This is a genomic window from Streptomyces sp. NPDC043996, assembly GCF_056435225.1.
Map to the genome: position 1 here is coordinate 121,915 of NZ_JBWKEY010000001.1, position 13,454 is coordinate 135,368.

The 13,454-nt window shown below is 72.2% G+C and carries 14 protein-coding genes; 5 read left to right on the top strand and 9 right to left on the bottom strand.

Annotated elements, in window-relative coordinates:
- Positions 1-2: 2 nt before the first annotated feature.
- Entirely contained in the window at positions 3-785 is a 783-nt protein-coding gene (locus AC07A4_RS00580; RefSeq protein ID WP_478592811.1) for a class I SAM-dependent methyltransferase, read from the bottom strand.
- Between the two features lie 153 nt (positions 786-938).
- On the opposite strand from AC07A4_RS00580, the gene AC07A4_RS00585 reads away from it, so the two are divergent.
- Complete coding sequence (locus tag AC07A4_RS00585) at positions 939-1,568, top strand: CGNR zinc finger domain-containing protein (RefSeq protein ID WP_478591000.1); 630 nt, start codon at positions 939-941, stop codon at positions 1,566-1,568.
- Here the strand turns inward: AC07A4_RS00585 and sodX are convergent.
- Positions 1,472-1,933, bottom strand: coding sequence for a nickel-type superoxide dismutase maturation protease (gene sodX, locus AC07A4_RS00590; protein ID WP_478591003.1), 462 nt, complete (start codon positions 1,931-1,933; stop codon positions 1,472-1,474). The genes AC07A4_RS00585 and sodX overlap by 97 nt on opposite strands.
- Before the next feature lie 143 nt (positions 1,934-2,076).
- Here sodX and sodN point away from each other — a divergent pair, with 143 nt between their 5' ends.
- The gene (gene sodN / locus AC07A4_RS00595; RefSeq protein WP_478591005.1) at positions 2,077-2,469 is read left to right on the top strand and encodes a superoxide dismutase, Ni; all 393 of its coding nucleotides are present in this window, start codon (positions 2,077-2,079) and stop codon (positions 2,467-2,469) included.
- A gap of 280 nt (positions 2,470-2,749) precedes the next feature.
- Positions 2,750-4,768 (top strand): GTP-binding protein, encoded by a 2,019-nt coding sequence (locus tag AC07A4_RS00600; protein ID WP_478591008.1) that lies wholly within the window; start codon positions 2,750-2,752, stop codon positions 4,766-4,768.
- A gap of 9 nt (positions 4,769-4,777) precedes the next feature.
- Here AC07A4_RS00600 and AC07A4_RS00605 read toward each other — a convergent pair whose 3' ends face one another.
- Positions 4,778-5,713 carry a sigma-70 family RNA polymerase sigma factor gene (locus AC07A4_RS00605; RefSeq protein ID WP_478591011.1) on the bottom strand — a complete coding sequence of 312 codons (936 nt, stop codon included), beginning with the start codon at positions 5,711-5,713 and terminating at the stop codon, positions 4,778-4,780.
- A gap of 169 nt (positions 5,714-5,882) precedes the next feature.
- Here AC07A4_RS00605 and AC07A4_RS00610 point away from each other — a divergent pair, with 169 nt between their 5' ends.
- Positions 5,883-6,041: a hypothetical protein gene (locus tag AC07A4_RS00610; RefSeq protein ID WP_478591013.1), complete on the top strand. Its 159-nt coding sequence runs from the start codon at positions 5,883-5,885 to the stop codon at positions 6,039-6,041.
- 129 nt (positions 6,042-6,170) lie between these two features.
- Here the strand turns inward: AC07A4_RS00610 and AC07A4_RS00615 are convergent, their stop codons facing one another.
- Together AC07A4_RS00615 and AC07A4_RS00620 are read right to left on the bottom strand one after the other, a co-directional pair.
- Positions 6,171-6,872 (bottom strand): HAD-IA family hydrolase, encoded by a 702-nt coding sequence (locus AC07A4_RS00615; RefSeq protein ID WP_478591015.1) that lies wholly within the window; start codon positions 6,870-6,872, stop codon positions 6,171-6,173.
- Between the two features lie 224 nt (positions 6,873-7,096).
- Positions 7,097-8,035, bottom strand: a complete 939-nt coding sequence (locus tag AC07A4_RS00620) for an EamA family transporter (RefSeq protein ID WP_478591018.1) — start codon at positions 8,033-8,035, stop codon at positions 7,097-7,099.
- Positions 8,036-8,060: 25 nt separating this feature from the next.
- Between AC07A4_RS00620 and AC07A4_RS00625 the strand changes: the two genes are divergently transcribed.
- Entirely contained in the window at positions 8,061-8,627 is a 567-nt protein-coding gene (locus tag AC07A4_RS00625) for a CGNR zinc finger domain-containing protein (protein WP_478591021.1), read from the top strand.
- Between the two features lie 417 nt (positions 8,628-9,044).
- On the opposite strand, the gene AC07A4_RS00630 is transcribed toward AC07A4_RS00625, so the two are convergent.
- From AC07A4_RS00630 to AC07A4_RS00645, 4 genes are all read right to left on the bottom strand, one after another.
- Positions 9,045-9,665, bottom strand: a complete 621-nt coding sequence (locus AC07A4_RS00630; RefSeq protein WP_478591024.1) for a dihydrofolate reductase family protein — start codon at positions 9,663-9,665, stop codon at positions 9,045-9,047.
- Positions 9,666-9,816: 151 nt separating this feature from the next.
- Positions 9,817-10,446, bottom strand: coding sequence for a GNAT family N-acetyltransferase (locus AC07A4_RS00635; RefSeq protein WP_478591026.1), 630 nt, complete (start codon positions 10,444-10,446; stop codon positions 9,817-9,819).
- A 226-nt stretch (positions 10,447-10,672) separates the two neighbouring features.
- A complete protein-coding gene (locus AC07A4_RS00640) occupies positions 10,673-11,749 on the bottom strand; it encodes a family 2 encapsulin nanocompartment cargo protein polyprenyl transferase (RefSeq protein WP_478591028.1) in 1,077 nt (358 codons plus the stop codon).
- Between the two features lie 135 nt (positions 11,750-11,884).
- The gene (locus tag AC07A4_RS00645) at positions 11,885-13,291 is read right to left on the bottom strand and encodes a family 2B encapsulin nanocompartment shell protein (protein WP_478591030.1); all 1,407 of its coding nucleotides are present in this window, start codon (positions 13,289-13,291) and stop codon (positions 11,885-11,887) included.
- Between the last annotated feature and the right edge of the window lie 163 nt (positions 13,292-13,454).

Genomic DNA, 13,454 nt, shown 5'->3' on the forward strand with positions numbered 1-13,454 from the left:
CCCTACTTCACCGCGAGGACCATCGCGTCCGACGGCGATGCCCACACGGCGCGGGCCTCGGCGAAACCCGCCTCCCGGAGGGTGCGGGCGTGCCACTCGGCGGGCGGGGTGTCGCCGTCGGCGTGCTCTCCGTAGATCGCGAACCGCTTGGCCGTGGGCTCGGCGAGCACCGGGTCCTTGGCGGCGAGCGCCCACCAGTCCGCCCAGTCAAGGACGCCCGCGGCCTTGGCGCCGGCCTGCCGGGCGTGGCGCTGCTCGCGGTCGGCGGCGTTGATGCGCGGGGTCGCGGGGTCCGGCATGTGGTCGGCGTTCAGGAAGACGCCGCCGTCACGGACGAGGCCGCCGAGCTGGTGGTAGAGCGCGGCCAGCGGCTCACTGAACAGCCAGTGCAGGGCGGTCGCCGTCAGGACGGCGTCGTAGGAGTCGTGCGGCAGCAGTTCGGTCCACCCCGGGTCCTTCAGGTCCGCGGTGACGAACGTGGCCCTCTCGTCGTCCGCGAAGGTGCCCTCGGCGATGGCGAGCAGGGCCGGGTCGAGGTCGACGCCGACGCTGACGGCCTTCGGGAACCTTTTGAGGAGGCGGTCCGTAATACTTCCCGTACCGCACGCGAGGTCCAGGACGCGCGGCTCGGGTCCCGCCAGGGCCTCGACCATGTCGAGCATGACGCGGAACCGCTCCTCGCGGTCCGGCATGTACCACTCCTGCTGCCGGTCCCAGCTCTCCTGCCAGGCACGCCAGTCGGTCCCGAAGCCCGTCCCGCCCGCTGTGCCCAGCTCGTTCGGCATGTTCGGCGTGTGCAGCGATTCCGTCGGTCCCGTCACCGGAAGCCCTCCGTCCCGTACTACCCTCGAATACCCTCGACAGGTAACACCCACTATGGAAAAACGACTGTTACCTCAGCCGTAGACGAAGATAGCCCGCCCTCGTAAGGACTACAAGTGGAACTGGCCTATTACTCGGACTATGCCGTGCGTCTGGTCAACACCGAGGAGCCGGCTCGCAACAGGGACTCACTGACGTCCGTCGACGCGGTGCGCGAGCTCTTCGGGGTCAATCAGCAGGCGGCCCGGCGCGCCACCGACTCGGACGTGACGCGCTTCCGCTCGGTGCGCGGGCGGCTCAGGGCGGTCTTCGAGGCGGCCGACGGCGGCGACGAGACCCTCGCCGTCGACCTGCTGAACTCGCTGCTCCTGGAGTTCCCGGTGAGCCCGCAGATCTCAGGGCACGACTACCGCGACGACGACGGCCGCCCGCTGTGGCACATGCACCTGGCCGACCACCCCTCCAACGCGACGGCGGGCTACGCGGCGATCGCCTCCATGGGCCTCGCCTTCCACCTCACCGAGTTCGGCGTGGACCGGCTCGGCCTGTGTGAGGCGGCACCGTGCCGCAACGCCTACCTCGACACCTCGACCAACCGCTCCCGCCGCTACTGCTCCGACCGCTGCGCGACCCGCGCGAACGTGGCGGCCTACCGCGCGCGCAAGCGCCTGGAGAGCGAGCGCTCGGCGAGCACGGGCCGCACCGCCGACAAGGTCCAGGAGACCAGCGCGGCCGGGGACAGCTGACGCCTGCCCATCGCCTCCCGGTCCCTGCGGAACGCGCCGAGCGGCCGGAAGCGGACCCGCACCCGGGCGAGCACGAGATCCTCCGGAACCACCCCGTAGACGTTGCTGTCGCCGCCCGTGTTGTACGGATTGTCGCCGAGGACCCACCAGCCGCCGTCCCGCCGCTCGACCGCGCGCTTGACCACCAACAGGTCCTGCTGCAGCGGATGCCGCAGAATCACCACGTCACCGGGCCGCACCCGCGCGCCGTGCTGCACCAGCATCCAGTCCCCCGGATTCAGCGTGGGCACCATCGACGGCCCGTCGACCTCGATCACCTGGAACGGCACGCGTGTCTCCCGCCCGTCTGCCGTCGTGTCCGGCATCAGACAACCTCCCGGTCCAATCCTCCACCAGTCCCAGTGTGACCCCGGACTTTTGTCCTAAGCCCATGGGGGCACTCGCGAAATCAGGTCTCTCACGGAGTAATGTCCCACCTGAGAAGACGATCACGAGGAAGGACAGCTCAATGCTCTCCCGCCTGTTTGCCCCCAAGGTCAAGGCCAGCGCCCACTGTGACCTGCCTTGCGGTGTGTACGACCCTGCCCAGGCCCGCATCGAGGCGGAGTCGGTCAAGGCCGTACAGGAGAAGATGGCCGCGAACGACGACCCGCACTTCCAGGCCCGTGCCACGGTCATCAAGGAGCAGCGCGCCGAACTCGCCAAGCACCACGTCTCGGTGCTGTGGAGCGACTACTTCAAGCCGCCGCACTTCGAGAAGTACCCGCAGCTGCACACGCTGGTGAACGACACCCTGAAGGCCCTGTCGGCCGCCAAGGGCTCGACGGACCCGAAGACGGGCGAGAAGGCGCTGGAACTCATCGCCGAGATCGACCGGATCTTCTGGGAGACCAAGGCCTGATCTCCGGCCTTACGCACGTGGAGGGGGCCCGGCCGGGCACATCGGCCGGGCCCCTTCCGCGTTCCCTGTCCGGTCGCCGGTACCCCGCGCTCCGGTACCCCGCGCTCCAGTTCCCCACGAGCCCGCCGCCCCACAATTCGGTTGCCCCCGGCCGCCGGCGCCTGCTGCACTGACTCCGTCAGCACCGCCGCCCCGCACCGGACCAGGAGACCCCAGATGCGCCAGACGTCCATGTCCCACCAGGAAGGAATCGCCCCCCGATACGAGGACATGACGCCTAGTGCCATCGCACACGCTGAACTTGGGAATCCTGGCGCACGTAGACGCCGGTAAGACCAGCCTGACCGAGCGGCTCCTGCTCGCCGCCGGTGTCATCGACGAACTCGGCAGCGTCGACGACGGATCCACCCAGACCGACTCGCTCGCCCTGGAGCGGCGGCGCGGGATCACCATCAAGTCCGCCGTGGTGTCGTTCGCTCTCGACGACGTCACGGTCAACCTCATCGACACCCCCGGTCACCCCGACTTCATCGCCGAGGTGGAGCGGGTCCTGAGCGTGCTCGACGGCGCCGTGCTCGTGGTGTCGGCCGTCGAGGGCGTCCAGCCGCAGACGCGTGTCCTGATGCGGACGCTGCGGCGGCTCGCCATCCCCACGCTCGTCTTCGTCAACAAGGTCGACCGGCGGGGCGCCGACACCGAGCGCGTACTGGCCGAAATCGTACGGAAGTTGACTCCGGCCGTCGTCGCCATGGGCACGGTCGAGGACCCCGGCACCCGACAGGCACGTGCCGTCCCGTACGCGCCGGACGACACCTCCTTCGCCGACCGCCTCACCGAGCTGCTCGCGGAGCGGGACGACGCGCTGCTCGCGGCGTACGTCGGCGACGACCGCGCCGCCCTCGCCCGCCCCCGGCTGCGCGCGGCCCTCGCGGAGCAGACCCGGCGGGCCGAGGTCCACCCGGTGTTCTTCGGCTCTGCCATCACCGGCACCGGCCTCGACGCGCTGACCGACGCGGTCAAGGAACTGCTGCCCCCGGCCTCCGGCACGCCGGACGGGCCCCTCGCGGGCACCGTGTTCAAGGTCGAGCGCGGCCCCGCGGGCGAGAAGGTGGCGTACGCGCGGATGTTCTCCGGGACGGTGCGCGTACGCGACCGGGTGCCGTTCGGGGGCCGCGGGGGTGACGGCAAGGTCACCGCGGTCAGCGTCTTCGAGCGGGGCGGGGCCGTCCGCGGCGACGCCGTCGCCGCCGGGCAGATCGCCCGCCTTTGGGGGCTCGGTGACGTACGGATCGGGGACGTCATCGGCGACCCCGGCGACGTACCGGAGAAGCACGCGGCGCGGCGGCACTTCGCGCCGCCCACCCTGGAGACCGTCGTCGAGCCGCGCCGCCCCGGTGACAGGGGCGCGCTGCACGCCGCGCTCACACAGCTCGCCGAGCAGGACCCGCTGATCGGCCTGCGGCAGGACCCGCAGCGGCAGGAGATCTCCGTGTCCCTGTACGGCGAGGTGCAGAAGGAGGTCATCGAGGCGACGCTGGCCGACGAGTTCGGCGTCGGCGTCGCGTTCCGCGAGACCACGACGCTGTGCGTGGAGCGCGTCGTCGGCACCGGCGCGCACCTGGAGGTCATCGACACCGACCCCAATCCGTTCCTGGCCACGGTGGGGCTGCGCGTGGAGCCCGCGCCGCCGGGCTCCGGCGTGGCCTTCCGGCTCGGGGTCGAGCTGGGCGCGATGCCGTACGCGTTCTTCAAGGCGGTCGAGGAGACCGTCGAGGAGACGCTGCGGCAAGGGGTGTACGGCTGGCGGATCCCGGACTGCGTCGTCACGATGACGCACTCCGGGTACTGGCCGCGCCAGAGCCACGCGCACGCGGTCTTCGACAAGAGCATGTCGAGCACGGCGGGTGACTTCCGGCAGCTGACCCCGCTCGTCCTGATGGACGCGCTGCGGGCGGCGGGCACGGCGGTGCACGAGCCGATGCACCGCTTCCGCCTCGCCGTGCCCGCCGATGTGTTCGGCTCGCTGCTGCCCGTGCTCGGGCGGCTGCGCGCGGTGCCGTACGCGCCGACGGCGCACGGATCGTCGTACGTACTGGAAGGCGTGATCCCGGCCGCGCGCGTGCACGAGCTGGAACAGCTGCTGCCCGGGCTCACGCGCGGCGAGGGCGAGTGGGAGTCCGCCTTCGACCACTACGAGCCGGTGCCCGGGACCCCGCCGACGCGCCCGCGCACGGACCACAATCCGCTCGACCGGAAGGAGTACGTGCAGCGGGTCACGCGGCGGACCCGGGTCGGCTGACGCGCCCGCTCAGTCCGCGTGCGTGGTGGCCGCCTCCGTGATGGCCGTGATCGCCGAGGCGTCCAGGAGGGCGGCGAGGCGGTCGCCGTCGGCCAGGATGTTGATCTCGACGATCCGGCCGTCGCGCACGGTGAACTCGCCGACGGAGAACGGCTTTCCCTCCACCACCGAGATCTGTCCGACCCGGCCGTTGACCAGCACCAGGTGCGTCGAGGCCGCCAGCGTCGAGAAGGACCGCGCGCCCTGGACCACGGCCGTGGCCCCGCGCACGAGCCGGGAAAGGCCCGCGGCCTCGCCGCCGTCGGCCCGCAGCACCACGTCCGGGTCGAGGAGTTCGAGCAGGGCGTCGAACTCGCCGCCGCGCGCGGCGGCGAGGAACGCCTCGACGACCTCGCGCTGCTTGGCGCGGTCCGGGTCCGGCGCGGGCGCGGCGTCGCGCACCCGGCGGCGGGCCCGGCTCGCCAGCTGCCGGGTCGCGGCCGGGGCCCGCTCCACGATCGGCGCGATGTCCTCGAACGGCACAGCGAACATGTCGTGCAGCACGAACGCGAGCCGCTCGGCGGGGCTGAGCGTGTCCAGGACGACGAGCAGCGCGAGGCCCACCGAGTCGGTGAGCAGCGCCTCCTCCTCCGGGTCGGCCGCCTCCCTGAAGCCGGACAGCGGGCTGATCTGCGGGTCCGGTACGTAGGTCTCGGGGACGTCGAGGGACTGCTCGCCGCGCTGCTGGCGGGAGCGCAGCAGGTCCAGGCAGACGCGGCCCACGACGGTCGTCAGCCAGCCGCCCAGGTTGCGCACGCTGTCGCTGTCGGAGCGGCTGAGCTTGAGCCAGGTCTCCTGGACGGCGTCCTCGGCCTCGCTCAGGGAGCCCAGCATCCGGTACGCGACCGACTTCAGCCGGGGCCGGTGCTCCTCGAAACGCTCCGCCAGAAGGTGTCTTCCGTCCATCTGTCACATTCCTTCGTCGCGGTCCGTCATAGCGGTGAGGCACCGAGACGGCGGCGCCTCACCGGCCGCGCTGCGGCGCAGACCAGAAGATCACGAAGCGATGTGTACGCGATATCGATCCCACTGTGACATGGAGGACAGACGGATGACATGGGGGATGACATGGGGGATGGACCGAGCCGCGGACGAGGGCGGCGTCCCGCAGGAGATCCTGGACCTCGTCCACCCGCGGGCCAGCCAGATCAACGGCTGCGGCTGGATCGGCATCACGAACCCCTGCGACCGCCTGGACACCCTCACGAAGCAGCCCGGCGGCCTGACTTGGTGACGGCCCGGACGCGGCCCGGGTGGGACACGGGGTGGGACACCGAGCGGGACACCGGGTGGGAAACCGAGCGGGACACCGGGTGGGGCGGGCGCGGGCCACGGCGCCCCGTCGCGCGCCCCCTCGCGCCCGTCAGCCGAGCAGGGGCGCGAGGGCCGCGCGCAGGTCGTCCGGCTCCCGGTAGAGCACTCCCGTCATCCCGAGGGCGGCCGCGGCGGCCACGTTCTCCTCGCGGTCGTCCACGAACAGGCAGCGGGTGACGGCTGTTCCCAGGCGTTCGGCGGCCAGTTCGTAGATGCGGCGGTCGGGCTTGGCCACGCCGAGCGCGGCGCTGCCGACCACGTCGTCCACGAGGCCGGTCAGGCCGAGCAGTTCCAGGTCGTCGTCCAGCCAGGGCGTGGCGTTGGTGACGATCGACACGGGTACGTGGGCGCGGGCGCGGCGCAGCAGGTCGACGACCGTCTGGTCCGCCCAGAACGCGGACTCGGCGAGCACGAGCCCGAGTTCGCGGCCGCGCGCGGGGTCGATTCCCCTGCGCTCGACGAGTCCGGCGGCGATCGCCGCCACCCACTCGTCCTTGCCGATCCGCCCGAGCATCAACGGCAGGTCGGTCTCGGGCGCGAAGGCGATCTCGGCGGTGGCCCCGTCGGGCAGCCCGGCGGCACGCTCCAGGTCCGCGAGGCGGGACATGTCGTAGAAGCGGATGACTCCGTCGAGGTCGGTGAGGACGGCGTCGAACGGCCGGGGGGTGGTGGGGGCTTTGGAGGGCCCCGGTGTGAGGGCGGCTTCGGAAGGCCCCGGTGTCGTAGGGACTTCGGAGGGACCGGGTGCCATGGCGGCTGCGGAGGGCCTGGGTGCGGTGCGGGCTACGGTCTCCGTGGGGGCTGTGGGAGCTGTGGGAGCTGTGGGGTCACCAGGGCCTATGAGGGGCAGCTGGGCGCCGGTCACCGTGCGGGGTCTTCGAGTCGGGTCATGCGCCCATCATGCCCGCGGGGGCCGCGAGGGCCGGGGGTCAGGCCGGGTGCGGGTGCTCGGGGGCGGCCCGCCCGGAGCCGAGGTCACGCGTCCCTGCCCGGGGCCACCGCGTCGGGCGCACCGCCTCGCCCTCCCCGTAGCCCCCGGCTCTCCCCGCCGCCGCTTCCGGCGGCCCCGCTCCCCGACCCGGCCCTCACCGCCCACGCGCACGCCACCACCACGAGCCCCACCGCCGCCACCTGCCGTGCGCTCAGCCGCTCCCCGAGCACGAGGAACCCGACGGCGGCCCCCACGGCGGGCCCAAGCGCCAGCAGCACGCCGAAGGCGCGGACGTCCACGCGGCGCAGGGCGAGCAGGTCGAGCGAGTACGGGATCAGGGACGAGAGCAGCGCGACCAGGAGCCCGGTGCCCAGGACCGCCGGGTGCCCGGCGACAGCGGCGCCGTCGGTCACCGCCGCGACCGGCACCAGGAGCAGCGCGCCGACGGCCAGCGCCACGGTGAGCCCGGACCAGTCCGGGAAGAGCCTCCCCACCCGCCGGTTCAGCACCACGTACGCGGCCCTGCTGACCGCCGCGAGCGCCCCCAGCACGAGGCCCGCGCCCCGCAGCGCCCCGCCCGGCGCGGCGAGCAGCAGCACTCCGGCGAGGGCGAGGAGTCCGGCGCACAGCTGCGCCGCGCCGCGCGACAGCGCGAGGGCCAGTACGAGCGGCCCGAGCAGCTCGATCGTGGCGGCCACCCCCAGCGACAGCTGGCCGATGGCCTGGAAGTACGCGGTGTTCATGGCGGCAAGCACCAGGCCGAGCCCGACGGCGGCCCGCCACCCCTCGGCGGTGAGTCTCCGAAGCCTCGGCCGCACCACGCACCACAGGACGAGCGCGGCGAACCCGAGGCGCATCCCGGCCAGGGCGGTCGGGCTGACGTGCGCGTACGCGGCCTTGGCGACGGCCGCGCCCACCTGCAGGCTGACGACCTGCGCGAGCACCAGGCCGAGGGCGCCGCGCGCGGCGCGAGTGTTCCCCATGGCCTCAGCGTGATGTCATGCCCTTATGCATTTCAACCATTACGGGGGCGAGGCCGCGCTACTGGCGGCGGACCTGGTGAACGCCTTCGCGGAGGGTGCTCAGGAGGGGGGCACGCCTGACAGCGAACCCCTGGCGGACGGCGTCCCGCAGGGCGACCTCTCCGCCCTGCTCGCGGCGCGCGGCATCGTCTCGCACCACCTCACCGCACCCCAGCGCCACGATGTCCGCGCCTGGGCCGCGCGCCTCGCCGACTGCTTCGGCCCGCAGGACCTCGCGGTGCGCTGCGCCGCCGTGAACCGTCTGCTGGAGGAGTCGTCCAGCCGCCCGTACATCGCCCTGCACGACGGGACCCCGCACTTCCACTACAGCGCGCCCGGCGCCGACCCGGCCGCCCATGTGCGGGCGCTGACTGCGGCCGGACTCGCGTACGTCGTCTGCCACGCCGACGGCAGCCGCCTGGGACGCTGCGCCCGGACGTCCTGCGGGCGCGCCTTCGTCGACACCTCGCGCGCGGGGCGGCGCGCCTACTGCTCGGTGCGGTGCGCGAACAATGACGCGGTGGCCCGGCACCGGGCACGCCGACCGGAGTGACGCTCAGACGAGCGCCCGCCGCGCCCCCAGCCCCTAGCCGGCCGCCCAGGCCGTCGGCTCAGGCGCCAGGGTCGGGTTCCACTTCCGTGTTCGACTTGGTGTCGGCCTCGGCGGGTGCGGGGGTCGCGGGTCGGCTCTCGCCCGGGCGGGAGCGCCGATGCTTGCCCTTGGGGCCGCGTCGGCCCCTGCCCTCCGGTTCTTCGGTGGCGCACGCCTCGCACGCCGGGTTACGACACGGGGCCGGGCCCCACACGGGAACGTACGCCCCGAGGATCTTGCGCCGTTTGATGGCCGTACCGACTGGCCGTCCGCAGCTCGGACACATCGGTTCGCTCTGCGGACGGGAGACGGACCGGCGTCCATCGCTGCCCATACACCCAGGATATGGCGATTTATGAGGGCCGCACAGCCCGGCGGTCACCCGTTTGCGGAGTTCCCCGCGGAGTCCCCCGCAGAGTTCCTCGCATAGTTCCGCACGACGACGCCGTTGCCGAAGACCCGAGACGAGGTCAGCGCGAATTCGCTGACGACGGACTCCACTCCCGCGAACATCGGCATGCCGGAGCCGAGCAGCACCGGATAGGTCTTGAGGACGAGTTCGTCGATCTCGTCGCGCAGCTGTCCCGCGAGCCGCGCGCCTCCGCACAGCCAGATGTCCAACTCGCTGTCCTCGGCCTTGAGCTCGCGGACCTTGCCGACGACGTCGTCGGCGACGATCTGGACGTTCGGGTCGGGGGCCTCGCTCAGGCTGTGCGAGGCCACGTACTCCCGCAGGTGTGCGTACGGGCTCGGAATGCCCTCGTCGAGGGCGAGCTGGTAGCTGTTGCGGCCCTGGATGACGGTGTCGAACCGTTGGTTCGGCACTCCGTCGAAGCCGAGGATCCGGCGCCCGCCGACGGAGATCGTCTCCGGGTACTCCGTCTTGAGGAACTGGAGGAACTCGTCGTCCACGAACCGCATATAGGCGTTGGCGTCGCCGGTCGGGTCCCCGATGAACCCGTCGATCGACACGGCGACGAAGTAGGTGAGCTTGCGCAAACTGGACCCCTTTTTCATGGTTCTTCCCGCCCATCGGCCAGTGAAGTACTCCATTTATAGTGCTTCACCCACAGTGGTTACAAGAGGGTAGCGGGCCCGAGGGCGCACTCTTTGGTGAGACACCCGGTCAGAGCTTTGGTGGCGTGTCCGGTCAGGAAGGGTTCGGCTCGCGCCACATGGGCCACATCGTCGGCCCGTCCGGCAGGTCGAGCGCCTGGCCCAGGTCGGTGAAGCCGAGGCGCAGATACAGCTCGCGGCTGCGCGCGCTGCTCGCCTCCAGATAGGCGTGCCGCCCCTCGCGGTCGCACCGCTCCAGGACCGAGGTGACGAGCGCCGTGCCGATCCCCCGGCCCTGGCGGTCGGGGCGCACCGCGATCATGTGGAGGTACTGGTGCGCCCGGTCGGTCGGATGGATGTCCGAGGTCAACTGGCCGATCACCTCGACGCGTTCGTTATCGGGATCGACGGCCTCCCGCAGCCGCGCGGGCCCGTCCGCGGCGTCTGCGGCGGCCGCGGCGACCTCGGCGTCTTCGTTCGCCTCATGGCCCGCCGGGACCGACCACCACAGCGCCACGGCCGAGCCGTCCTCGGCGATGTCCACATAGCCCTCGGCGAACGCCAGGTCGAGGAAGGCCTCCATCAGGGCACCGTGCCTGCGCCGTCGCCGCTCCTCCTCCGGGAACACCCAACTGCTGACCGGATCGCGGCGGAACGTCTCGTCCATGAGGCGGACGACGTCCGTCCGGTCGCTCTCGGTCGCTCTCCTGATCGCCAGGCCCACGGCCCCACCCTTCGCCGTCAACTCCTCCCCCCGCGCTGCCGGTTGCAGCCTAGGTGATCGTTTCGGGTGTGGCGACGGCTGAAACGGGCCTCCCCTGGGCGGTGCCGGGGCGGTGGTGCGCCGTCCGGAGACAGTGCCCCGGATGCCTGGCGGGCGGAAGCCACCCAGCCGTGCGGCCACGGCTCGGGCGGCTCCCGCCCACCAGTCCCCCCAGCGAGACCGGTCGTCAATGGGTCCGGCGCGTGACGAACTCCGCCAGCGCCAGCAGACCTCCCGCCCGCTCCGGATCGGGCACCGCGCGGGCGAGTTCCCCAAGGGCCAGGGACATCCGTTCGGCGGCCTGCGCCTGGGCCCAGTCCCGGCCTCCGGCGCACTCGACCGCCAGAGCCATCCGGTCCAGGTCGCCGTCCGCCAGATCCCGCCCGTACAGCGCGGACAGCGTCATGCCGTCCGTCGTGCCGGAGGCGAGCGCGGCGACCACGGGCAGCGACTTCTTACGGTCCGCGAGGTCCCCGTGCGCGGACCTGCCCGTCCGTGCGGGGTCCCCCCAGATCCCGATCACGTCGTCGATGAGCTGGAAGGCGAGCCCGGCCTGCCGCCCGAAGCCGTCCAGCGCCTCCGCCGCCTCCGCGTCCGCGCCCGCGTACAGCGCGCCGATCGCGCAGGCGCACCCGAGGAGCGCCCCGGTCTTGGCCTCCGCCAGGGCGAGGCACTCGTCGAGGGAGACCTCACCGGGCGGGCGCACCTGGCCGGCGAGATCGGCGTACTGCCCGTCGCGCAGCTCCCCGACACAGGCGGCCAGGCGGGCCGCCGCCGCGGGAGCCCCCGGGTGGGGGTCCTCGGCGAGCAGCCGCTGGGCCAGCGCCTGGAGCGCCTCCCCCGCGAGGATCACGTCGGCGTCACCGAACACCGTCCACGCGGTGGGCCGGTGTCTGCGGGTGGTGTCGCGGTCCATGACGTCGTCGTGGAGCAGCGTGAAGTTGTGGATCAGCTCCACGGCCGTCGCCGCCCGCACCGCGGTGCGGGGATCGCCGCCGAGCGCCCGCACCGCCGCCAGGACGAGCGCGGGCCAGATGGCCTTGCCCGCACTCCCCACGGCGGGCATGCCGTCCGCGCGCTCCCACCCGAAGTGGTAGAGCGCGACGCGGCGCATCGAGCCCGGCAGCGAATCGACCGCCCGGCGCAGCTCCGGGTCGACACGGCCACGCGCCGACGCCAGGAGCTCCGCCGCCTCGTGCCCCTCCGCGGGGCCGTGGCCCAGCATGGCCGGTGGGCGTTCCGTCATCTCCGTGGTGTCCGTCATGGACTCACTCCGGCATGGCGGCGGACGGTGACCGGACCGTGGCCCCTGGGCGCCCGCACGGGGAGTGCGCCCGCCGCCCCGCGGGACACGGGCGGCGGCACCGGAGGCGCGCCCGCCACGCGCGCGGGCGGCCTGTCACCTCCAGCGGCCGATCTCGACGTTCTCCAGGATGCCGAGCGCGTCCGGCACCAGGACGGCCGCGGAGTAGTACGTCGACACCAGGTACGAGATGATCGCCTGCTCGCTGATGCCCATGAAGCGCACGGACAGGCTCGGCTCGATCTCGTCCGGCAGGCCCGCCTGGTGCAGCCCGATGACGCCTTGCTCCTCCTCGCCCGTACGCATGCAGATGATCGAGGAGGTACGGGCGTCGGTCACCGGGATCTTGTTGCACGGGAAGATCGGCACGCCGCGCCAGGTGGGGATGCGGTGACCGGCCATGTCGATGGTCTCCGGGACGAGCCCGCGCTTATTGCACTCGCGGCCGAACGCGGCGATCGCGCGCGGGTGGGCGAGGAACAGCTTGGAGCCGCGCCTGCGGGCCAGCAGTTCGTCCAGGTCGTCCGGACTGGGCACGCCGTCGTGCGGCTGGATGCGCTGGTCGTACTCGCAGTTGTTGAGCAGGCCGAACTCTCGGTTGTTGATGAGCTCGTGCTCCTGGCGCTCCTTCAGCGCTTCCACCGTGAGCCGCAACTGCTGCTCGGTCTGGTTCATCGGCTGGTTGTAGAGGTCGGCCACGCGCGTGTGGATGCGCAGCACCGTCTGGGCGACGCTCAGTTCGTACTCGCGGGGCCGCGCCTCGTAGTCCACGTACGTCCCCGGCAGGACGGCTTCGCCGACGTGGCCCGCGGAGAGGTCGATGGCCGCTTCGCCATAGCTGTTGGTGCGCTGCGAGGGGACGGACCGCAGCTCTTGGAGGTGCGCGCGCAGGGAGTCGGAGCGCTCCGCCACCTGCTCCAGGTCCTGGCGCGGGAGCGTGAGGACCGTGCAGGCGGTCACCGCGCGGACCGTGTACTCCCAGATGGTCTCCGAGTCGACCAGTGCCTGTTCGCCGAAGTACGCGCCGTCGGCGAGGGTGCCGAGGACCGTATCGTCGCCATAGGGGCCCGTGCCGATCTGCTCGGCGCGGCCGTGGGCGAGCAGGAACACCTCGTCGGCCTGGCTGCCGAAGGACGCCAGGACCGCGCCCGCCTCGAACTCCCGCTGCTGGCACCGCTGGGCCAGCTCGGCGAGCACGTCCTGGTCCTCGAAGTCCCGCAGCACCGGCAGCTCGCCGAGCTCGGCCGGAATCACATCGACGCGGTCCCCGGTCTTGATGAACGTGACCCGGCCGTCGCCGACCGAGTAGCTCGTCCTGCGGTTCACGCGGTACGTACCACCCTGCACCTGGACCCAGGGCAGCATCCGCAGCAGCCAGCGCGAGCTGATCTCCTGCATCTGCGGCGCGGACTTCGTGGTCGTGGCCAGATTCCGCGCGGCCGAGGTACCGAGACTCTGCTGCGGCCTGTCTTCGCCCGTACGGATCTCTTCGCCTACCGACATGGACAACGCCCTCCCGATCAATCGCCGAACTGCGTCGTCAGCCTTCCAGCACCGTGAGTGCGGCCGCCATTACACAAACGAGCGGGAATGGATGAGGGGAGGGCGGGGCAGGGTGTCGCTTACCAGGGACGTTTATTCGTACGTTCGTCCAAGGCCGACGCGC

What these genes read in the sequence shown, in the direction of transcription:
- AC07A4_RS00580 (WP_478592811.1), bottom strand. Translation starts at nt 785, where the DNA reads ATGCCGAACGAGCTGGGCACAGCGGGCGGGACGGGCTTCGGGACCGAC.
- sodX (WP_478591003.1), bottom strand. Translation starts at nt 1,933, where the DNA reads ATGCCGGACACGACGGCAGACGGGCGGGAGACACGCGTGCCGTTCCAG.
- sodN (WP_478591005.1), top strand. Translation starts at nt 2,077, where the DNA reads ATGCTCTCCCGCCTGTTTGCCCCCAAGGTCAAGGCCAGCGCCCACTGT.
- AC07A4_RS00605 (WP_478591011.1), bottom strand. Translation starts at nt 5,713, where the DNA reads ATGGACGGAAGACACCTTCTGGCGGAGCGTTTCGAGGAGCACCGGCCC.
- AC07A4_RS00610 (WP_478591013.1), top strand. Translation starts at nt 5,883, where the DNA reads ATGGACCGAGCCGCGGACGAGGGCGGCGTCCCGCAGGAGATCCTGGAC.
- AC07A4_RS00615 (WP_478591015.1), bottom strand. Translation starts at nt 6,872, where the DNA reads ATGGCACCCGGTCCCTCCGAAGTCCCTACGACACCGGGGCCTTCCGAA.
- AC07A4_RS00620 (WP_478591018.1), bottom strand. Translation starts at nt 8,035, where the DNA reads ATGGGGAACACTCGCGCCGCGCGCGGCGCCCTCGGCCTGGTGCTCGCG.
- AC07A4_RS00625 (WP_478591021.1), top strand. Translation starts at nt 8,061, where the DNA reads ATGCATTTCAACCATTACGGGGGCGAGGCCGCGCTACTGGCGGCGGAC.
- AC07A4_RS00640 (WP_478591028.1), bottom strand. Translation starts at nt 11,749, where the DNA reads ATGACGGACACCACGGAGATGACGGAACGCCCACCGGCCATGCTGGGC.
- AC07A4_RS00645 (WP_478591030.1), bottom strand. Translation starts at nt 13,291, where the DNA reads ATGTCGGTAGGCGAAGAGATCCGTACGGGCGAAGACAGGCCGCAGCAG.